The sequence below is a fragment of the Candidatus Enterococcus myersii genome (assembly GCF_017316025.1).
Lineage (GTDB): Bacteria > Bacillota > Bacilli > Lactobacillales > Enterococcaceae > Enterococcus_C > Enterococcus_C montenegrensis.
This window is the reverse complement of sequence record NZ_JAFLVT010000004.1, coordinates 58,859-80,851: the sequence shown is the minus strand read 5'-3', so window position 1 is coordinate 80,851 and position 21,993 is coordinate 58,859. Positions and strand designations below refer to the sequence as shown.

20 protein-coding genes and 1 riboswitch are annotated in these 21,993 nt (G+C 38.0%); of the genes, 19 read left to right on the top strand and 1 reads right to left on the bottom strand.

Annotated features, from left to right (window positions below):
- Positions 1 to 117 precede the first annotated feature (117 nt).
- The 15 genes from JZO76_RS02445 to thiT all read left to right on the top strand — a co-directional run bounded on the left by JZO76_RS02445 (position 118) and on the right by thiT (position 16,802).
- On the top strand, positions 118 to 798 hold the full coding sequence (locus JZO76_RS02445) for a metal ABC transporter ATP-binding protein (protein WP_206902589.1): 681 nt from the start codon (positions 118 to 120) through the stop codon (positions 796 to 798).
- Between the two features lie 77 nt (positions 799 to 875).
- A complete protein-coding gene (locus JZO76_RS02440; RefSeq protein WP_206902588.1) occupies positions 876 to 1,715 on the top strand; it encodes a metal ABC transporter permease in 840 nt (279 codons plus the stop codon).
- 319 nt (positions 1,716 to 2,034) lie between these two features.
- A complete protein-coding gene (gene purR / locus JZO76_RS02435) occupies positions 2,035 to 2,853 on the top strand; it encodes a pur operon repressor (protein ID WP_206902587.1) in 819 nt (272 codons plus the stop codon).
- 249 nt (positions 2,854 to 3,102) lie between these two features.
- Positions 3,103 to 3,981: an alpha/beta fold hydrolase gene (locus tag JZO76_RS02430; protein WP_206902586.1), complete on the top strand. Its 879-nt coding sequence runs from the start codon at positions 3,103 to 3,105 to the stop codon at positions 3,979 to 3,981.
- Between the two features lie 147 nt (positions 3,982 to 4,128).
- The gene (locus tag JZO76_RS02425; protein ID WP_206902585.1) at positions 4,129 to 6,897 is read left to right on the top strand and encodes a sigma 54-interacting transcriptional regulator; all 2,769 of its coding nucleotides are present in this window, start codon (positions 4,129 to 4,131) and stop codon (positions 6,895 to 6,897) included.
- Between the two features lie 75 nt (positions 6,898 to 6,972).
- A complete protein-coding gene (locus JZO76_RS02420) occupies positions 6,973 to 7,392 on the top strand; it encodes a PTS sugar transporter subunit IIA (RefSeq protein WP_206902584.1) in 420 nt (139 codons plus the stop codon).
- A 16-nt stretch (positions 7,393 to 7,408) separates the two neighbouring features.
- Positions 7,409 to 7,879: a PTS sugar transporter subunit IIB gene (locus tag JZO76_RS02415; RefSeq protein ID WP_206902583.1), complete on the top strand. Its 471-nt coding sequence runs from the start codon at positions 7,409 to 7,411 to the stop codon at positions 7,877 to 7,879.
- 18 nt (positions 7,880 to 7,897) lie between these two features.
- Positions 7,898 to 8,689: a PTS mannose/fructose/sorbose/N-acetylgalactosamine transporter subunit IIC gene (locus JZO76_RS02410; RefSeq protein WP_206902582.1), complete on the top strand. Its 792-nt coding sequence runs from the start codon at positions 7,898 to 7,900 to the stop codon at positions 8,687 to 8,689.
- Positions 8,673 to 9,494 carry a PTS system mannose/fructose/sorbose family transporter subunit IID gene (locus JZO76_RS02405; protein ID WP_206902581.1) on the top strand — a complete coding sequence of 274 codons (822 nt, stop codon included), beginning with the start codon at positions 8,673 to 8,675 and terminating at the stop codon, positions 9,492 to 9,494. Before JZO76_RS02410 ends, JZO76_RS02405 begins: the two co-directional genes overlap by 17 nt.
- A gap of 11 nt (positions 9,495 to 9,505) precedes the next feature.
- Entirely contained in the window at positions 9,506 to 10,555 is a 1,050-nt protein-coding gene (locus JZO76_RS02400) for an SIS domain-containing protein (RefSeq protein WP_206902580.1), read from the top strand.
- A 24-nt stretch (positions 10,556 to 10,579) separates the two neighbouring features.
- On the top strand, positions 10,580 to 11,584 hold the full coding sequence (locus JZO76_RS02395) for an SIS domain-containing protein (RefSeq protein WP_206902579.1): 1,005 nt from the start codon (positions 10,580 to 10,582) through the stop codon (positions 11,582 to 11,584).
- A gap of 284 nt (positions 11,585 to 11,868) precedes the next feature.
- A complete protein-coding gene (gene glmU / locus JZO76_RS02390; protein WP_206902578.1) occupies positions 11,869 to 13,242 on the top strand; it encodes a bifunctional UDP-N-acetylglucosamine diphosphorylase/glucosamine-1-phosphate N-acetyltransferase GlmU in 1,374 nt (457 codons plus the stop codon).
- A gap of 602 nt (positions 13,243 to 13,844) precedes the next feature.
- Positions 13,845 to 14,822: a ribose-phosphate diphosphokinase gene (locus JZO76_RS02385; protein WP_206902577.1), complete on the top strand. Its 978-nt coding sequence runs from the start codon at positions 13,845 to 13,847 to the stop codon at positions 14,820 to 14,822.
- A gap of 289 nt (positions 14,823 to 15,111) precedes the next feature.
- Complete coding sequence (locus JZO76_RS02380) at positions 15,112 to 15,900, top strand: hypothetical protein (RefSeq protein ID WP_242595743.1); 789 nt, start codon at positions 15,112 to 15,114, stop codon at positions 15,898 to 15,900.
- 110 nt (positions 15,901 to 16,010) lie between these two features.
- Positions 16,011 to 16,110, top strand: a riboswitch (TPP riboswitch).
- Between the two features lie 89 nt (positions 16,111 to 16,199).
- A complete protein-coding gene (gene thiT / locus JZO76_RS02375; protein ID WP_206902575.1) occupies positions 16,200 to 16,802 on the top strand; it encodes an energy-coupled thiamine transporter ThiT in 603 nt (200 codons plus the stop codon).
- Between the two features lie 158 nt (positions 16,803 to 16,960).
- Here the strand turns inward: thiT and JZO76_RS02370 are convergent, their stop codons facing one another.
- On the bottom strand, positions 16,961 to 17,740 hold the full coding sequence (locus JZO76_RS02370; protein WP_206902574.1) for a hypothetical protein: 780 nt from the start codon (positions 17,738 to 17,740) through the stop codon (positions 16,961 to 16,963).
- 339 nt (positions 17,741 to 18,079) lie between these two features.
- Here JZO76_RS02370 and JZO76_RS02365 point away from each other — a divergent pair, with 339 nt between their 5' ends.
- From JZO76_RS02365 to JZO76_RS02350, 4 genes are all read left to right on the top strand, one after another.
- The gene (locus JZO76_RS02365; RefSeq protein WP_206902573.1) at positions 18,080 to 18,793 is read left to right on the top strand and encodes a class A sortase; all 714 of its coding nucleotides are present in this window, start codon (positions 18,080 to 18,082) and stop codon (positions 18,791 to 18,793) included.
- A gap of 183 nt (positions 18,794 to 18,976) precedes the next feature.
- Entirely contained in the window at positions 18,977 to 20,650 is a 1,674-nt protein-coding gene (locus JZO76_RS02360; RefSeq protein ID WP_206902572.1) for a patatin-like phospholipase family protein, read from the top strand.
- Positions 20,651 to 20,843: 193 nt separating this feature from the next.
- The gene (locus JZO76_RS02355) at positions 20,844 to 21,065 is read left to right on the top strand and encodes a YdbC family protein (protein WP_206902571.1); all 222 of its coding nucleotides are present in this window, start codon (positions 20,844 to 20,846) and stop codon (positions 21,063 to 21,065) included.
- Positions 21,066 to 21,078: 13 nt separating this feature from the next.
- A complete protein-coding gene (locus JZO76_RS02350; RefSeq protein ID WP_206902570.1) occupies positions 21,079 to 21,963 on the top strand; it encodes a YicC/YloC family endoribonuclease in 885 nt (294 codons plus the stop codon).
- Positions 21,964 to 21,993: the final 30 nt, after the last annotated feature.

The window sequence follows — 21,993 nt, the reverse complement described above, 5'->3', positions numbered from 1 at the left end:
TGAGAAATTTGCAGAACAATTTATCAACTTTTCGTCTTACTACTAGCGAGTTTTCGAGTTTGTTCAACTTTTCTAGCTATTTAGTAACTTGATTTTAAAAGAAGAGGAGGCGCAGCTTTGCGCTATATTGATGTTAAAGATTTAACGTTTTATTACGATGATGAACCTGTTTTGGAAGATATTTCGTATCATGTTGAGGATGGGGAATTTGTCATTTTGACTGGTGAAAATGGCGCGGCCAAATCAACTTTAATTAAAGCGACGTTGGGACTTTTGAAGCCCAGTAAAGGCACCGTGACATTAGCCAAAGAAAATGCAGCTGGTGAAAAAATTAGTATTGGTTATATTCCGCAGCAAGTAGCTTCTTTTAATGCGGGATTTCCTAGTACAGTGGAAGAGCTGGTGCGTTCTGGACGTTATCCGCGGGGACGTTGGTTTAAGACCTTGACTAAAAAAGATCACGAACATGTGCAAAAAGCATTAGAGGCTGTAGGAATGTGGGAAATGCGCCATAAAAAAATTGGCGAGTTGTCCGGGGGACAAAAGCAGCGTATTAGTTTAGCGCGAATTTTTGCAACGGATCCGGATCTATTTATTTTAGATGAGCCAACAACGGGAATGGATGAACAGTCTCGTAATGAATTTTACCGTCTGTTACGCCACAGTGCCCATCAGCATGATAAAGCAATTTTAATGATTACCCATGATCATGAAGATATTAAGCAATATGCCGATCGTCAAATCCGCCTCGTGCGCAAAGAAGATTCACCGTGGCGTTGTTTTCATATTGATCGTTAACACAGCTTTTTTTATTAGACTCAAATTGTTTTAGTGAAAATAAACGTGTGGATGTTAACAAAAAGGAGATTTTATTTTTGAGCTTACTAAATTATGAATTTATGCAGCGGGCGATTTTGGCAGCTATTTTTATTGCGGGCATTGCACCGATGTTAGGGGTCTTTTTAGTGATTCGTCGCCAATCACTAATGGCAGATACCTTGTCTCATGTTTCTTTAGCCGGTGTTGCACTTGGCTTTTTCTTAAATTTAAATCCGAATTTAACTACGATGTTGGTGGTTGTGGTAGCGGCAGTTATTTTGGAGTATCTACGGTCGATTTACCGCACGTATTCGGAAATTTCGATTGCGATTTTAATGGCGGGTGGGTTAGCGCTGGCGCTAGTTTTAATGAATTTGTCCGGAGGGAACTCTGCCACCAGTATTCAGTCTTACCTGTTTGGTTCAATTGTGACGATTACTAGCGGTCAAGTGATTTTCTTAGGCGTTTTATTTGTTATCGTGCGGGTATTGTTTGCACTGTTTAAACGCCCAATGTATGTTTTAACCTTTGATGAGGATACCGCCCATGTAGATGGGTTGCCAGTCCATTTGATGTCGATGGCATTTAATGTTTTAACCGGTGTGGCGATTGCAGTTATGATTCCGATTGCCGGCGCCTTGCTTATTTCTGCGATTATGGTCTTGCCAGCAGCGATTTCAATGCGTTTAGGAAAAAGTTTTGATATCGTTATTTGGATTGCAACTTTTGTTGGTCTTTTCGGAATGTTGAGTGGTTTGACGAGTTCGTTTTACTTAGATACACCACCTGGGGCTACCATTACGTTAGTTTTTATCGGTTTGTTTTTAGTTGTGAACATCATAAAACGCCTTTTTGTCGCAGTCCAGCGCGCTAAAAATAAAAAAGTTTCACAATAAAAATGGCTGTGTTATAAATTTGTAAAAAGAGGAATCAGATGGCGGTGGACTTTCTGATTCCTCTTTTTGAAATTATAGAAAAAAGATAAAAATTTTTCAGTGAACAACTTACAAAAATTCCCTGCTTTTTTTTAGACCTGGCAAATGTTATGCCCCCTTTTTATTTTCAATCGTTAGATATTTACCGCACTATTTACAATAATGATTAAGAAAGCGTTCACGTTTTACGAACTATTTTGCATTTTTTTCAGTTAATGCTCGCTTTTTTTGTAATAAGCCCTTATAATAAGGCGAGAAATTTATCAGGAGAGTGAACAGTGTGAAAGTACGTCGTAGTGAACGATTAATCGATATGACGCATTATTTATTGGAACATCCTCACGAGTTGATTCCATTAACTTTTTTTGCGAAACGTTACGAATCGGCTAAATCTTCCATTAGTGAAGACTTAGCGATCGTTAAAAAAACATTTAAAGAGCGGGGAACCGGGATTTTAGATACCATTCCTGGCGCTGCCGGCGGCGTATTATTCGTGCCAGAAATTCCTTACGAAGATGCGAGAAAATATATTACCGACCTAGCAGAGCGCTTGTCTGAACAAGATCGGCTACTACCGGGCGGCTATGTTTATTTATCTGATTTATTAGGAGAACCAGAATTATTGCGCCAGGTGGGAAGAATTATCGCTTCAAAATATTTGGGACAAAAAATTGACGCTGTTATGACAGTAGCAACAAAAGGTGTGCCAATTGCCCAAGCCGTATCTTCTTATTTGAATGTACCCTTTGTAATTGTGCGACGGGATTCAAAAATTACCGAAGGCTCAACCGTTAGTGTGAATTACGTTTCTGGTTCTTCTGAGCGCATCGAAAAAATGGAATTATCAAAACGCAGTTTAAAGCGTGGTTCTCGCGTTTTAGTGGTGGACGATTTCATGAAAGGCGGCGGTACAGTCAACGGTATGAAGAGTTTGATTGAAGAATTCGAATGTGAGCTCGTTGGCGTAACCGTTTTTGCTGAAACTAAATTTAAAGGCATCAAAGCAATTAAAGACTACACTTCTTTACTTTATGTAGAAGATGTCGATACGAAAACCAAAACAATTTCTGTTGTACCGGGAAATTATTTTACAGCTTAAATGTGACGGCGCAAGAAAAAATGGTTTTTTAAGCAATACGTAAAAAAGAAGAACGCATATTTTAAGCATATCCTTTATGAAAGGAGTCAGGACAAATTTTGTTCTGGCTCTTTTTTTGTCTGAATAAAAGATATAATTGAAGTATTTTGACCTGTCAACTGACAAAATTAACAATTTGCTGGTTGGCAAAAGAGCGCTTTATTTGTATAGTGGAGATGAATTTAAAATGCAAAAAAGTGAGGCTAGAAAGTGGATACATATAAAATTAATACGGATAATGGGACAAAATTAGATTTACTTGTTTTAAGTCCCACAAAGCCCAAAGCAATTGTTCAAATTATTCATGGCGCACTAGAATATAAAGAACGTTATCTGCCATTTGCTGAATTTTTACAAGCCCATGATTTTGTGGTTGTTTTGTCTGACAATCGAGGTCACGGAGAGTCAGTATCTGCGGCTGATCCTTTTGGCGTAATGGAAAGTTTCTCGCAGTTAGTAGAAGATCAAGTTATTATCAGCGATTTTATCCAAACGAAGTATCCAAATTTACCACTTTCATTATTTGGGCACTCTTTTGGTTCGATTATTGCCCGCAATTATTTGCAGAAAAATGATCAGCGTTTAGAAAAAGTAGTCTTAACCGGTACGGCAAATTATGTACCCGTAGTTTTCTTAGGAATTGCGGCCGGCAAGTTGTTTTTACGCTTTAATGATAAGCAAAAACAAAATAAATTACTAAATTGGCTTTCTGGAAATATGGGAGTCGAACACGATTGGCTTAGCAACAATCCGGCTAATAATCTGCGTTGTCAGCAGGATAAAAAAATGGTTCCAATCTACCCAGTTAGAAGTTTACTGACGATCTGGGAGGGAGATTACCAATTAAAAAATTATGCTGCTTATACGTGTCAGAATCCGCAGCTGCCCATACTAAGTGTGGTAGGTTCAGAGGATGTTAAAATCACAGGTGGTAAAAAAGGCTTGGCAGATACGGTTGCGACTTTAAATAAAATCGGCTATAAAAATGTGCAGAGTATTGAAATGCCCGGTATGAAGCATGAAGTTTTAAATGAGATTAAATGTAAAGATGTTTATGATGTGCTAGTGGAATTTTTAGCGAAGGAATAAGTTCTCATAACATTATATATCGTTTTATTAATATTCACTAAAAAATGGTGGGAGCCGGTTAATTTCCCACCATTTTTTGTGCTACAGTATGGCTAAAACTGGAAACGTTTTTAACAACAAAATAGTAAATACTAAGTGAGGATAACGATGAAAGAAGAATTATTGACATATTTAGAAAATCAAACGGCTTTTATTGATCTTCACCATTTAAGTGAAGTTTTTACCGCGCAAAAATTAGCTGAATTTTTTGACGTGAAACGTAATACCATTAGTCACTATCTCAATCAATTAAATGAAACAGGCTTACTGGTGAAAATCAATTCTCGCCCGGTTTATTACTTTCATAAAGAAGCTTTTGAAAAAGAGTTTTTCTTGTTGCGGGATAATTTCTATCAAAGTAGCGAAGAAATTTTAAAAGAGCAACCCTTATTTGAACAGCGAAAAGATTTATTCTCCCTATTTATTGGTCACGACAAGAGTTTGCGTCGTGCAGTAGAACAAATCAAAACGGCGCTGTATTACCCAGATAACGGGTTACCAACGTTAATCACCGGTGAAAGTGGGACTGGTAAGAGTTTTTTGGTCCGATTAATTCATAAATACTGTTTGGAAAATGAACTGATTAAAGAAGATGCGCCATTGATTACGTTAAATTGTGCCCAATACGCTAACAATCCCGAACTTTTAACCAGTAATTTATTTGGCCATGTAAAAGGTGCATATACAGGAGCTGAAAGTGATAAAGTTGGCGCTTTTGAGGCTGCAGACGGGGGGATTTTGTTTTTAGATGAAGTCCACCGTCTTAATGCCGAAGGGCAAGAAAAGCTGTTTACGTATTTGGATCAAGGAATTATTTATCCCATGGGGGCGACGAATCAAGCAATTAAAGTGAAGACACGCCTATTTTTTGCTACTACCGAAGATTTGGAAAGTAGTTTTTTAACCACTTTTATGCGACGAATTCCAATCCAAGTGACGCTACCTCCCATTAATGCCCGCAGTCGCAACGAACGATTGGAGCTGGTGTATTCGTTTTTACTAAGTGAGGTGCGTAAAATTAAACGTCCGCTAAAAGTCAGTGGGCAAGTTCTAACCCTTTTAACCGCAAGCAGCTTTAAAGGAAACATTGGCGAGTTGAAAAATACGGTGAAAGTAACGGTCGCCAAGGCTTTTGCAGAACAAAAAAATGCTGCCGACATTGACGTAAGCATTTATCAACTGCCGGAAAAATTATTAGTACCAACGACAGGGAATTTACAAAGTGTTCTACAAAAAGACACCTTAATTACGGAAAATACGACGATTCCCCAATTATTGGAAAAAAATCATCCGCAACAACAAAGGGTCATCACCACATTCGAGCGTATGATTACCGAATTTTCCAAACAACAGCAACTGTCAAAGTGTGAAGAGCAATTAAAGCAAGAAGTAGAAAACTTATTTGATTTTTTGTTATTTGAAACCGATCGCCAGCAAAAGCAGGAGCTGTTGATCTATTTAACCCAGTACATTCGAGATACGTTTAAGCAAATGGAAAGTGCGTATCAAATCAAATTTAACGGCAATGCTGTTTACGCGATTAGCTACTATTTATTTCAAAGAGGCGCAGGAAAATGGTATCCAGAAGATATCAATGTCTTAGGCTTAATTAAAGAATTGGAACAGCAGATTGCCAGTGAATATGCAGCTAGTTATCAGTACGTCAAACGCCTGTTAGAATTATGTCAGCCCAAATTGGATTTAGAAATTTCAGAGATGGACTGTATTTTACTGACGATCTATTTGAATCGTGCCGACTGGCAAAAAGAATTGGGAATTCCAAGAGGGATTATCGTAGCCCATGGTTATGCGACAGCTAGTAGTATTGCCAATGTTGCCAACCGCTTGTTGGGCAAAGATATTTTTGCTTCCTTTGATATGCCACTGGACGTTACCCCAAAACAGATCGCCGAGGAAATTCTAGATTATAGTGAAAATCATGATGTTTCCAATGGCTTGGTCATTTTGGTGGATATGGGGTCTTTAAAAGAGATTTATCAATTTTTTCCAAAACAAATTACAGCACCTGTGGTTATTATGAATAATGTGACAACACCATTGGCCATTGCGATTGGTGAGAACTTGCAAAAATCTTTGCCTTTACAGGAAATGATTGAAAAAGCAGCGGCGCAGGCCCAATTGGATTGGGAGATTATTTATCCAGCTGAAAATAAAATGAAGGCTTTAATCACCACCTGTCAGACAGGAATTGGGACAGCGACACAAATTAGTCAATTGTTAGAAAAAAGTTTACCAGCTTCAGTGGCGCTGAAGATCTTTCCTTATGAATATGATGTGTTAAAAGAGCAAAAACAAAATGAAACGATTTTTTCTATGTACGATGTTTTGGGCATCATCGGCACAGCTGATCCAAGTATTTCTGGCATGCCTTATCTATCCTTAGAAGAATTGATTTCTGGTGATGAAAATCAACTTTTATCCGCATGGTTAAGTACGTGTTTAACGCCAGCGGAAAATGCGACCTTCAATACCAATGTTATTCGTAATTTTTCACTGGAAAAAGTGATTGATTCGGTTACGATTTTAGATACAGAAAAAGTCATGGGGGAAATTGAAGTCTTTATGCGAGAGTTAGAAGCCTATAGCGGTCTTGTCATCAGTAATGCTAAAAAACTGGCATTGTATGTTCATGTTAGTTGTTTGATTGAGCGTTTGATTCGCAATATTCCCATTGATACGTATGCAGGTTACGAAGATTTATATCAGTGTCAAAAGTTGGCCTTGTCGCAAATCAAAAATGCTTTTAGTGTCATAGAAAACGATTACAGTGTCAAAATTCCCGATTCAGAGATTGCTTATATTTATGACATTCTTTACCAAAACATTGATAATACACCACTAGATGAAGATTTTTAACCAAAGCAAGTTGTTTGCCACTAAAGTTGGCACGCAACTTGCTTTTATTTTGGTGTAGGAAATGAGGTGAAGGAAATGGAAAGAAAGATGATTTTAGCTTCCCATGGAAAATTTGCTTCGGGTATTTTGAGCTCGTTGGAATTGATCTGTGGTAAAAACGCTAATATTCAAACATTGGATTGTTACATAACAGAAGACTTCGATTTAACAAAAGCTGTGGATGCATTAATGCAGCAAAATGAAGATGCCGAAGTGGTGGTGGTGACAGATTTATTTGGCGGTAGTGTCAATAATGAATTTTTACGTTACATCAACAAAGAGCATTTTTACTTAGTAGCGGGTATGAATTTGCCGTTTCTAATTGAGTTTGCCACGCAGTTTACGTTTGTACCTGACTTAAAAGAAACAATTGCTACGGTGTTGAGCAGTTCAAAAGAAGCCATTCAGTTTTGTAATTTAACTTATAGCACCACTATTGCAGAAGAAGATTTTTAATAAGGAGAGAAAAACTATGATTATTTTAACTCGTGTCGATCACCGTCTATTACACGGACAAGTCGCATTTTCCTGGACCCAAAGCTTAGGTGCGGACTGCATTTTAATTGCCAACGACGATGTACCCAACAATGAAGTACGTAAAACAACAATTAAATTAGCCAAGCCACAAGGTGTGAAATTAGTAATTAAAAATATTGAAGATTCTATCGCGGCGTTAAAAAGTGGCGTAACGGATAAATACAAATTATTTATTGTAGTGGAATCAGTCGGGGATGCTTACCAACTAGCAGAAGCCTATCCCGAAATCACTAAAATTAATCTTGGGGGGACAAAAGTAAAAGAAGGTACCCGCAGTATCGGCAAAGCTGTAAATGTGTTGCCGGCAGAAGAAGAGCTTTTGAAAAAATTGGTGGATAAAGGTGTTGAAGTCGAAATTCGCCAAGTACCAAATGATAAAAAGGTGAATGTTACTGAGGTTTTGTAAAAGAAAGGTAGTGAAGAAATGATTGTACAAGCAATTTTACTAGGCATTGTCGCGTTTATTGCACAATCAGAATACGCATTGGGGACTTCCCTTTTGTCACGTCCGATTGTGACAGGACTATTTACCGGGATTGTATTAGGTGATGTGAAAACCGGCGTTATTATGGGGGCAACACTTGAATTAGCATTTATTGGCTCATTTTCTGTAGGCGCTTCAATTCCACCAGACGTTGTAACTGGCGGTATTTTAGGAACAGCTTTTGCAATTACAGCAGGTGCTGGTACAGAAACGGCACTATTACTTGGCTTACCAATTGCCACTTTGACTTTGATTTTGAAAAATATCTACTTGGGACTTTTGATTCCGATTATGAACCACAAAGCTGATGATTTCGCTGCTGATGGAAATTACAAAGGCGTGGAACGGATGCATTTATTGGCCGGGTTTGGTTTATCGTTGATGCTAGGATTAATCGTCATGATTTCCTTTATGGTAGGAAGTAAAACGATTGGCAATTTACTTGCGATGATTCCAGAATTCGTACAACACGGTTTAGCGGTTGCCACTGGTTTAATTCCTGCACTAGGTTTTGCAATGTTGGCACGCTTGTTGATTAACAAAAAAGTAGCACCGTATTTCTTCTTGGGCTTTGCATTGGCGGCGTATTTAGAAATTCCGGTTACAGGAATTGCCATTTTTGGTGCAATTGTCGCAGTTGTTGTAGTTAATATTATGAATGTTCGCAATAACCAAGGTCCACAAGTTCAAGCCACGACTGGGGAGGTAGTTGACGATGACGAAGACTTCTAATACTGAATTAAAAATTACAAAAAAAGATCTAAGTAAAGTATTTTGGCGCTCATTTCAAATGGAATTTTCCTGGAACTATGAACGTCAAATGAACATGGCCTATGCCTATGCGATGATTCCGATTTTGAAAAAACTATATCAAACAAAAGAACAAATGGCAGATGCCTTAAAACGTCACTTGGAATTTTTCAATACGACGCCACATATTGTAACCCTAATTTTAGGGATTAATGCTGCGATGGAAGAAGAAAATGTGAATGATCCTGAATTTGATACTTCTGCGATCGATAGTATTAAAACGTCTTTGATGGGACCTTTAGCAGGGATCGGCGATTCATTTTTCTGGGGCACGCTACGCTTGATTGCTACTGGTGTCGGAACATCACTGGCTTTACAAGGAAATATTTTAGGACCAATCTTGTTTTTGTTAATTTTCAATATTCCCCATATCTTATTTCGCTATCTTGCGACGAGCTGGGGTTATAAACTAGGGACGGGCTTTTTGAAGAAAATTCAAGCAAATGGCATGATGGAAAGCTTAACTTTAGGTGCTTCAATTATCGGGTTGATGGTCGTTGGTGGGATGACTGCCACCATGATCGATATCAATTTGCCAATGAAAATTGGTTCAGGTGAAAATGCAGTTACTGTCCAAAGTATTTTTGATGATATTGTACCGAAAATTTTATGCCTTGGTGTATTTGGAGCTGTTTTTTACCTGCTGAAAAAAGAAGTAAAACCTTTGACCATTTTGTTAGGGTTAGCTGTAGTGGGGATTTTAGGTTCCTTAGTTGGAATTTTCTAGGAGGCTAGCAAATGGAAACGATGTTGGATTATATCAACGAAGAAGAAGTAACGTTAAAAAATATTTTAGATAAATTTACGCTAAAAAAAGTTTCAGGTTTTGAAAAAATCAACAATCTTTTGATTTTGGCGACAGGCTCTTCTTACAATGCCTGTCTGGCTGCCAAAGTCACACTAGAAAAGTTTGCTAATATCTCTGTCACTATAGAAGAACCGTATAATTTTAATCACTATGGTCGCGTGAGTGCTGCAGTCGATGCTGTTTTAGCAGTTTCGCAAAGTGGCAAGAGTGCCTCAACCATCGATGCAATCGCTAAATTAAAAAAAGAAGGTTTGTTTACTTTAGCGCTAACCAGTGACATCACGAGCCCAATTGCAGGAGCGGTCGATGAGGTTATTGATCTTGAAATGGGGATTGAAAAAGTTGGTTTTGTCACGAAAGGTTATGTGACAACTGTCTTGCAGTTATTCTTGCTAGGGTTAACAATTGGTTACAATAAAGGGACATTGACACAAAAACAAGCTGATTTTTATTGCGGCGAGTTGGACAAAGTTATCACGGCCATTCCGGCTGTGATTGCAAAAACAAATGATTTCTTTACGTTGCATGAAGACATCTTTAAGTTAGGAACGCGTTTTGTTGCAATTGGTTATGGGCCAAATTGGGGCACAGCAAAAGAATTTGAAACAAAATTTACTGAAACAGTTCGTAAACCTTCACAAGGCTTTGAACTAGAAGCCTATATGCATGGCCCTTATTTAGAAGCAGATAGTGAGCATATATTATTCTTTATTGAAACAAAAAGTGTCAATGAAGCCCGTTCACACGCTTTGAAGTCCTATATGGCGCCATATGTTGGGAAAACGTTAACGATCACAACACAAACAACAAAAGCTCCAGAAAAATTAGGGCTGGAAATAGAATGTGATGAACTTGTTTCATCTTTAGCGCTTGTAATTCCATTCCAAATTTTGGCTTATAAAATTGCAACAGCTAAAGGAATTAATTTAAGTCAACGAATTTTCGATGATTTTGATCGCGTATTAAAAAGTAAAGTATAAAAGTAAATGACAGAGGTGGAAAAAATGTTAAAATTCAACGAACAAAAACAAATTGATGATATTCAAGGTGCATTAGCATTACGACCAGAAGTAGAAAAAATTGTGGATAACGTGTGGGAAAAGGGTTTTGATAATTTGTATTATTTAGGCATTGGCGGAACGTATGCTTCTGCAATGCAGGCAGTGACATATATAAATGGCAAAAGTAATTTACCCGCATACGTGCAACATGCGGCAGAATATTACACAACGGGCAATAAACGTTTAACCAAAGATTCAGTCGTCATTTTATCTTCTGTGACCGGAACTACCCAAGAAGTAGTCAAAGCAGTTGATGAAATTAAAGAAGTAGGCGCAACCTTGATTGGCTTTATCGATACTGCAGATAGCCCATTAGCAAAAAAATGCGATCATGTAATCACTTATCCAGCACCGGGTACAGAACAAATTAAATTCTTTATGGTAGCAGATCGGCTGATGAAAAATAATGGTGAATTTAACGATTATGAAGCATATTATAAAGAACTGGATGCTAGTCTAGCAAAAGGATTAGTCGAAGCGGAAAAACAAGCAGATGCTTTTGGCTTAGAGTTTGCTGAAAAACATCGTCATGATGCAATGCATTACTTCATTGGGGCAGGTAACCAATGGGGAGCAGTCTATTCTTATGCAATGTGTTATTGGGAAGAACAAAGCTGGTTGCGTTCAAAATCAATCCACGCCGCAGAATTTTTACACGGTACTTTAGAAATTGTGGATGAAACGACACCTGTGACCCTCTTCTTAGGTGAAGATGAACAACGACCATTGGCAGAGCGAGTGAAAAACTTATTACCACGTATTTGTGCAAACTATACCTTCATTGATTCAAAAGATTATGCAGTTGAAGGGATCAGCGAAAAATATCGCGGTCGCGTATTATCATTTTTATTGATGCACTGCGTGACGCAACGAATTGATGCACATGTGGAAAAATTAAATTGCCACCCACTAGAAATCCGTCGCTATTACCGTCAGTTTGACTATTAAAAAGTATTTGAAAAACCCCTTGTCAAAAATAGTGGCAAGGGGCTTTTTGCACAGAAAAATAAAGATAAATTAAAATTACTTTTCCACAGTGGATAACTTTTGACAGTCCAATAAATTTTGACGATGTTTTGTGGACAGTGGGGAAAACTTTGTTATTTCGCCTGTATCGGCGTAAAGCAGCCATTTTAAATTGGTCTATCTGACTTTTCCTTGATTTGCTTGAAATGAGACGGTGATTGGGATAAACTAAAACGGAAGTTAAAAACTTGAAATGAGGGAAACACATGACAGAGCGTTACGGGATTATTCTAGCGGCGGGCAAAGGCACGCGCATGAAATCAAAATTATATAAAGTTTTACATCCAGTTTGTGGAAAACCAATGGTGGAACACATTATTAACCGGGTGGAAGAAACTAAACCAAAAGAAATTATCACAATTGTTGGTCATGGCGCTGAAATGGTGAAAGAACAATTAGGCGATCGCAGTGAATATGCCTTACAAGCAGAACAACTTGGTACTGGTCATGCGGTGATGCAAGCAGCGCAATTTTTGGAAGGTAAAAAAGGCACAACCTTGGTAATTAGTGGCGATACACCACTTTTAACAACGGCGACGTTGAATAATTTATTTGAATACCACCAAGGGAAAAATGCCAGTGCGACGATTTTAACAGCGCAAGCGCCAAACCCAACCGGTTACGGTCGTATTATTCGTGATCACGTTGGTATTGTGGAAAAAATTGTGGAACAAAAAGATGCCTCCCCGGAAGAAGTACGGGTAAAAGAAATTAACACTGGCACTTATTGTTTTGATAATGAATTACTTTTTGATGCATTAAGTAAATTAAACACCGATAATGCGCAAGGAGAATATTACTTAACAGATATTATTGAAATTTTGAAATCAGAAGGCAAAATTGTGGCGGCCTATCAAACAGAAGATTTCGATGAATCACTGGGCGTTAACGATCGTGTGGCGTTAGCCCAAGCGAATCGGATCATGCGCAATCGCATTAATCACCAACACATGCTAAATGGAGTCAGCTTCATTAATCCTGAGGCAACTTATATCGATGCCGGTGTTAAAATCGGAGCTGAAACAGTGATTGAACCTGGCGTTTATCTAAAAGGTCAAACAGTTATTGGCAGTGAATGTCTTATTACAGCTGGTTCTGAAATTGTGGATAGCAAAATTGGCGATCACGTGATTGTGAAGTCTTCTTGTATTGAAGAAAGCATTGTACACAACCATGTGGATATCGGTCCATTTGCCCACTTACGGCCAAAAGCTGAAATTAAAGAAACTGCTCATATTGGCAACTTTGTCGAAGTGAAAAATGCCAAAGTAGGTGAAGGGACAAAAGTTGGTCATTTAACCTATGTGGGCGACGCAACTTTAGGCAAAGAAATTAACGTAGGTTGTGGCGTTGTTTTTGTCAACTACGATGGTAAAAACAAACACCATACCAATGTGGGGGACAACGCCTTTATTGGCTCGGCTTCTAATTTGGTTGCGCCAATTACTGTAGGGGATGGTGCCTTTATCGCAGCGGGTTCAACGATTAATCAAGACGTGCCAAAAGATGCAATGGGAATTGCTAGAGCACGACAAGTTAACAAAGAAAATTATGCAAAAAAATTACCCTACCATAAATAAAAAGCAGCAGTAATTAACCAGCGCTAAAAAAATTCGGAGTATACCTACTTTTATAAAGTCGGCATATTCCGAATTTTTTCATTCTTATTGTTGGCGAATAAAACGAGCTCGAAAAACTTTTTTAACTGTCTAGCTTCACAAATCACCCCTTCAGCCATAAGCAAAAATTTACGAAAATGAAAAAGCCATTTTAGCAAATTTTGATCTTATGTCTCAGAGGTGACCGATTTGTTCAGCTTTTTTAACTGTCTAGCTTCACAAATCACCCCTTCAGCCATAAGTAAAAATTTACGAAAATGAAAAAGCCATTTTAGCAAATTTTGATCTTATGACTCAGAGGTGACCGATTTGTTCAGCTTTTCGAACTGTCTAGCATTGCGAAGTAACTTGCTGTGACAATAAGTCAAAATTTCAAGAAATTTGAGGAAGAATTTTCAGAAATCCCGTACTTTTTTGGCGGGCTGAGGGAATTTGCCCAGTCTTTCTCATGGAATTCACTTTGAAAACACTTTCCTACTTGATTTATTAGGCAAAAATGACTACTATTTACTAGGAAGACCAGACAAAAGTAGTTTTAATTGCAGAAGAAAGCGGAGGTTCTCATGTCAAATCATTATTTCGATCCAAGATTGAAGATTTTTGCCTTGAATTCAAATCGTCCTTTGGCGGAAAAAATCGCGGAGGCGGTCGGTGTCGAATTAGGAAAATGCTCAGTAAACCAATTTAGTGATGGCGAAATTCAAGTCAACATTGAAGAAAGTATTCGGGGTGCTCATGTTTATGTAATTCAGTCCACATCAAGTCCTGTTAATGACAATTTGATGGAATTACTAATTATGATTGATGCCTTGAAACGAGCAAGTGCCAAAACAATTAACGTGGTAATGCCTTATTACGGGTATGCACGTCAAGATAGAAAGGCACGTTCAAGAGAACCAATTACTGCAAAATTAGTTGCAAACATGATTGAAAAAGCAGGTGCAAACCGCGTCTTAACTTTGGATTTACATGCGGCTCAAATCCAAGGATTCTTTGATATTCCAGTGGATCACTTAATGGGCGCACCATTAATTGCCAATTATTTCTTAGAAAAAGGAATTTCAGGGGATGATGTTGTTGTCGTTTCTCCTGACCACGGTGGCGTAACACGGGCGCGTAAATTGGCTGAATTTTTAAAAGCACCAATTGCTATCATTGACAAACGTCGTCCAAAAGCAAACGTGGCTGAAGTTATGAACATTATTGGGCATGTGGAAGGTAAAGTGTGTGTGTTAATTGATGATATGATCGACACTGCAGGCACGATTACTCTTGCAGCCAATGCTTTAAAAGAAGCAGGGGCAAAAAGTGTTTATGCATCATGTACCCACCCAGTATTATCTGGCCCGGCAATGCAAAGAATTCAAGATTCAGCGATTGAACGTTGTGTCGTAACAGATTCCATTAACTTGCCTGAAGATCGTCGGATTGAAAAAATTGATGAAATCTCTGTAGGTCCTTTAATGGGAGAAGCAATCAAACGTATTCATGAAAATAAACCCGTTAGTCCGTTGTTTGAAACAAAACAACCAACCAAATAAAGCAACATTTGACTCCTGCCATTTTGGTAGGAGTTTTTTTATAAAGTAAGTATAAATTTCTCAAAGGGATTCCTTTGGCTTTTCTTATTTTAAAGGTCAGATTGCTTTTCTATTTATTAGTTTAGCAACGTTAGCGCTAGCTGTTTTAAAAGTTGCAAACAGTTTTTGCGGCCTGTCTGATTGTGTTGTGGGTAAAAATTAAACGTGGAAAAGAACTTATGCTAAAATTAAATAAAAAGCATAAGGAGCATTTATGAACAGGTATATAAAATTTTTTGGTTTCCTTTTTTTGGCACTAGGACTAGGCGGCTGTCAAAAAGTAGATGAAGCCAAAAACACGATTACAAGCATTGCCCAACAACAAGCAAGCATAGAACAAGCAGATAAAAATAAGACGGAGACCACGACAGCAACAAGCCAAACAAGAGAGGACCCACTAGCTTTTTCACAAGATGATTTGGTTCACAAAGTTTTCAGCGGTAAAGCCCAAAAAAAAGATAATCAAACTGTAGCATTTCAAATGAACTTTAATTTGATGCAAATAAAAGATGCCTTAAATCCCACTGCACCGACGCAAAATAATGTTTTATTAGCCGATGCACAGGGCAATAGCATTATTGGAAATGGGAAATTTGAACAAATCAATCCTCAAACTGTAAAATTAAGTGGCCGCAACTGGACGACTTATGAACAAGCTGCCATTACCATTACGCAAATTAAAAAAGGGCAGTGGCAAGTGACGCTCAATGAATCGGGTCTGCCGTATACTACGGCTACTGTCAGCTATGATAAAGAAAAAACAGCACAAGCATTAAAAGATGCAAGTAATTATGGTCAACGAATGACACCCTATGGATTTGCCAGCACTCAGCTTTTCACCGAGCCTGTGAAAACAATCGAAGCAGCAAGCAAAGCTGTGGAAAAAGTCTATTCTTTAAAAGAAGATGAATTAACAGGGGAAGAAAAAACTGTGGATAACCAAGAAACCTTCGTCTTTACTGTGGGTAAACAAATTAACGGCAAAATGGTACAAGAAGTTGTGGTGATACCTGCAACCGGAGAATATTATACGCGGTAAAGCGGCAGTTAATTTTTAGTAGATCTTACTAGCATGACAGCTTTAAGCTGTTCTTTCCACAAATAACATAAAATATGCTATGCTGAGTACGTAAAAAAACAAAATAGAATTCGTTCACAAAGGGGAGCCGTTTGGCTGAGATTGTAAGTCTACTAAACCCTTCGTACCTGTATCGATCATTCGAGCGTAGGAATTGTGACAAGTTTGAAGTGCTACTTCTCCTTTGTCCCGAATAGAAGTTTGCGGCGTTTTTGCCGGTCGTAAACTTTGCGTGACGGTTCTTAAAGGAGGATTTTTTTATGGCAAAAAGACTAGAATTACAAGTATGGGTGGAAGGAACGGTAATTGCTGCAGCGGCAATGGCGCTATCTTTTATTCCGATTCAAACTGCAAATTCGGCCTTTGATCTATCATTGGGGATGGTACCACTTGTTTTATACTCTTACAGGCGGGGCCTTATACCAGGACTAACAGCTGGTTTTGTTTGGGGGCTGTTAAGCATTGTCATTGGGACAGCAATGAAAAATTTTGTTTCAGTACCACAAATAATTTTTGAATATCCCTTTGCTTTTGCATTTGGTGGTTTTGGCGGAATTTTTGCTAAAAAAATCCAGACAGCAGTGGAACACCGGCGTAATACCGCGGTCTTATATGTTGTTTTAGGGGGCGTAGTGGCTGCCTTAGCCCGTTGGTTTTGGCATTTTTGGGCAGGTGTTTTCGTTTGGGGCGCCTACGCACCAGAAGGGATGAACCCTTACTTGTATTCCTTTATCTTAAATGGTGCTTCAGCTTTGGCAAATGCGATTTATGTGGCGGTGGTGTTAGGCATTTTGGTGAAAGTAGCACCACAACTGTTTATTCCAAAACGCAGCCATTTCATTTCAGCGGCGAAATCAAAATAAAAAATAAGGCTTGTGGCAAATGATTTGTCGCAGGCCTTATTTTAATAAAGGTATTATCAGTAAAATATTTAGTGATTACTGAAAGATCTGGCGATAACTAGCAGAGCTGCTGTAACGTAAGTACCAAATTGGTTTTTGCAGTCAATGTTGTGGGTGGTTTAATTTGGCATTAACAATAAATCGTTGTCTTCATGTTTTAAGTACCAATTTCGTTCTGCTTTACTGTAAATTAAAGTAGCCACCAGCATTTCTGGTTTATCATAGCCGAAAGTGACACTTTGGCGTAAGCCGCTTTCTTCAACTAAATAAATCGGAATGTGAAATTCTTTATTAACGACTTCACTGCTTTTTAGACAGAAGATAACTCCTTCTTGAAAGAGCCCCTTCATTTCTTTTAAAAGATTTAAATCAAGTTTTTCCACAGGGGTTGCTTTTCTGAAAAAACTACGACGATCATTTAATTTTCCTAATGCAACGCGGGTAATTTTGTCAGCTAAAATACGATAAAATTCGTCTAAATAGCGATAGTAAATTCGCGTTAAGCCATCTTTTAAATCAAAGAAGACAAAATTGTTTTGCAACTTATAAAAAAACGGTGAATGAAGATGCGTTTTCATGTGGCCAAAATATAACAGCTCAGAAATTTCTAGCGGCGTTAATTCTTTTAGCATGGCTGCATCGCTAAAATCAATCCACTTTAAATCTTCGGTAATGCGCCCTTTGCGTACTTCGTCAAAAAAGCGATCAACACTTTCGTTGCCTCGAATAATCTTCATACCGGTATGTGCTTCAAATTCACCGTAGTTTGAGGAAGGATCTAATAAAAGTAAATTACTAGGATAATGCACAATGCCATGAACAAAATCCGCCGGTGTGATTCCGCGGGCCAAAATGGCATTACTTGTTGTATCAATATGTACATAGACCATTTCTGGCATTTTGCCCACTCCTCCTTTATATCACTTTAAGTTATTTTACAATAAACAGTGAGAAAATGCTTGTATCTTTTCTTCTAAGATTATGTTACAACAAGAACACGTTTTTGCAATTATTTCAAACCAATTGTAATAATTTTGTGCTGTGTTCAAGTTGGATTTTCAAATTTTTATGGTAGGTTTATTGAAAAGAAGGGCAAAGTATAAAACACGAGCTAAATATGCTAAAATGACAGTAACAAATAAAAAAATTTAACACGAAAATATTTGGTCAGTAAAACCAAATGGGATGTAGTAAGTGAAAGTGGTAGAAAAAATTGCGAAATCAAGGAGAAAAATAACATGAAAAAAAAGTCGCGCCTAAAAAATTGGCTGATTAATTTGTTGTTATTATTATTACTTTTAGTGGGATTGGGTTTAACTTTTAACAATCAAATTAAAAACTTTCTAATTGAGAAAAACGGTGAAAAATATGCCGTATCTGAAGTCACGGCGGCAGAAATTGAAAAAAATCAAAATAAACCAGCTTCCTTTGATTTTGATGCGGTGGTACCTTCTAGCAGTCAGGCAGTCTTTAAAGCACAATTTACTAATCGTAATTTACCAACAATTGGTGGGGTTGCGGTCCCTAAAGTTGGCATTAATCTACCAATCTTTAAAGGGTTAGCAAATGAAGCCTTGTTGTGGGGAGCGGGAACTTTAGAGCCCAATCAAAAAATGGGGGAAGGTAACTATGCGTTAGCTTCTCATCGCGCCTATGAGCCAGATTTATTATTCACACCATTAGAGAAAGTGAAAAAAGGTGATACCATTTATTTAACGGATTTAAAAAATATTTACACCTATGAAACAAAAATCATTGTCCGAGTACAACCGACAGAAGTGCAATATTTAGATGTCATTAAGGGGAAAAAACTCGTCACCTTAATTACCTGTGGGGAAATTGAAGGGATAACACGAACGATTGTGCAAGGTGAATTAAAAGAAGTAACACCAGTGAAAGAGGCAACAAAAGAAATGCGGGATGCCTTTGCTTTGAAATCAAAAACTTATTAAATATAAAACAGGTCGCAAGTCTTTGTTGGTTTTTTTATGAAAGCCAAGTAAAGAGATGTGACCTTTTTTCTTATTTTCAGACATGAGATTCATACCAAGAGGCAGTTAGGTTAACTTTTGTTATACTAAAAATAAGCAGGTTTCGTAAATTTTGCAGCATATTTAAGTAAAAGAGGTGAAATAATGCAGACGATAAAACTATATCCCTCTGATTTTATTGACTACCAACCCGTTTTCAAACGTAGTTGTCAAATCTTCTTCTTTTTTGCCAGTAATAGCGCAGCTAGAGCAGATATGAAGCAAAAAGTAAAAGCGGAAACCGTCTGGCAGTTAAGGAAAAAAGATCTGACTGTTTATTTAACTGGTAAGTTGGCAGCTGATAATTTTTTTGATTTGACCAATTTTTTATGGGACAGCGAGCAAAGTGGTAGTCGCAAAGGATTGTTGCAACTAGTAGACAATTTTTGTCGCATGAATTTTTTTTCAGGCCTACGCTTTGAACTTGATCCTAAAAGAATTTCGACCGAAGTTTTTAACTGGCTGATAGCTAATGATTTTCACGTAGAAAAAGGAGTCTTTAGCCGCCGCTGTCAGTATCAAACGGCGCTAGTTTTAGGCGGTGGTGGAGCCAGAGGAGCCTATCAAATTGGCGTGTGGCGGGCATTACAAGAGCTAAAAATTAATTTTTCCATTGTAACGGGAACTTCTGTGGGCGCGTTAAATGGCGGTTTGATTTTATTAAATGACTTAAAGGCAGCTAGCCAACTTTGGGAAAGTTTAAGTACCGATCAAGTATTGCAATTCCCCGCGGCCACAGCAGATACTCACGCCTTAAATTTATTATTGCGCCAAGTTCGCTCCCTTACCTTTACTGCTTTGCGGGAAAATGGTGCGAGTACGGAACCGTTAAGTCGGTTAATGCAAAAAATTTTTGATGGAAAGAAAATGTTACAAAGTAAAAAGCAGTTATATGTTTGTACCACACGACTGTCAGATTTTAGTGAGCATGTGTATCACTTTAAAAAAGAACAATTAAAAACAGCCCTCCAGTGGTTAGGCGCCTCTGCGTCTTTTTATCCGGCGATGAAAGCTACTGAGATTGCGGGGGATTTTTATATCGATGGGGGTTATCGTAATAATGTACCTGTTGATGTTGCTGTGGCAAAAGGGGCAACAGAATGCATTGTAGTCGACGTAAAAGGTCCTGGTTTCACTAAAAATTATCAACCCCCATCAAATGTGGCTACGATTTCGTTATCTTCACCTTGGACATTGGGGAGTTTTTTGGTTTTTGATCCGCAGCGTTCCAAGTACAATTTACGGCTAGGCTATTTGGAGACGCTGAAATATTTTCAGCGGTATACCGGTTTTTGGTATACTTTTGTAAAAGAAGATTTCAATGGATTATGGCAGCAATTTTGCAAGCAATTACGAAAGCAACAGCATCCACTATGGCAAATTATTAAAGCGCCTTATTTTTGGCGTAAGTTAAAAAATGCCTATGGGAAAAAAGTTTCCTTTGAAACTGCCGGCTTAGCCATAGCAGAACTTAGTGGCGTGTGGTTAAATGTCTTGCCAGATGAAATTTATCAACAAGAGTTTTTTATAACCCAAGTAAAACAGGCTTGTGCAGGTCAAATGGGAGAATTTAACGCCACTTTATCTGTAGCAGAGTGGCTGCATTTATACCGAGAACGATTAGTTGCATGGTCAGATTCCCGGTTGTTTTTATCTTTTTTACAATTAAAAGAATACCCGTTTAATTTCCCACAAACTTTATTGGAAAATTTAGCCGTCAGCATTGTTACCGCTGAATTTAGCAAGTACGTGTTTTGTGAGTATCCAGAAGCTTTGTAAAAGAGGTGATGCAGCAGATTTCTTAGTGATTTGCTGATTATCAGGAGTAAGGCTGCCTCATTGCGCTATTAAAATGAAAGGTAACGAAGCTATCGCTAGTGAGAAGGAAACTAGCAGGGATTTATCGTGAAAGAAAATAGTTTGTTAGGAAATTACGTATTATAATAAAGAAGAAATACTGGGAGGAAGACAAATGGCACAAGAATTTTCATATGAAATTTTAGAAGAAATTGCCGTCTTATCTGAAAACGATAAAGGCTGGCGCAAAGAATTAAATATTGTGAGTTGGAACGGGAGAGCGCCTAAATTTGATTTGCGGGACTGGGGTCCAGATCATGAAAAAATGGGAAAAGGTATCACCTTAAGTAATGAAGAATTTTCAGCTTTACAACAAGCGTTAAAATCGATGGAGTAGGAGCCAAAAAAATATGAAGAGTATGACAGGTTTTGGTAAAGCCAGCGTAGAAAGTTCAGCTTACCAAGTGGAAGTCGAAATAAAAAGTGTCAATCATCGCTTTTTAGATTTGCAAATTCGCAACCCCAAACAAATTAATGAATTGGAAAATAGTATTCGCCAAACCGTGAAAAAATCGGTCCAAAGAGGACGAGTAGAGGTCTTTGTCACCATTAATGAACTGGGTGATACCAATAAAGAGGTGATGATTCATTGGCCGCTTGTAGACAAACTGGTGAATGAATTGCAAAGAGAAGCGGCTGCTCGTTATGGAGAACCGCAAGTATCGGTGGCCAGAATTTTAGAGCAAGTCATAACGCTGCCTGATTATGTGGAAGTAAAGCAAGCCAAAGCAGATAATACGCAATTAGAATCCTTCGTGGTGGCAGCCGTAAGTCAAGCGACTGAGGCATTAAATACTAGCCGTCAACAAGAAGGAGCAGCCATTTTAGCGATTTTAACAGAAAACGCACAGGCACTTTCAGGACAATTGGAGCTGTTAAAACAATTTAATAAAACCTTCGAAGAGACCTTTAAAACACGTTTCGAGCAAAAATTGCAAGAATATCTTGGGAATCAAGTCGATCAAGAACGGTTATTAACCGAGATGGCGTTATTAATTGAACGTGGGGACATCCATGAAGAATTGGATCGCTTGGCGATTCATTTGCAAAAATTTGCTGCTATTTTACAAAAAGAAGAGGCCGTAGGAAGAGAATTGGATTTTCTTATTCAAGAAATGAATCGCGAGATCAATACCATCGGCTCCAAAAGTTCGGCAATTGAAATTAAGGAATTTGTCGTACAAATGAAGACAATCGTGGAAAAAATTCGTGAACAGGTGCAAAATATTGAATAACAGTATGTGATACCAAAATAAGTTAAATAA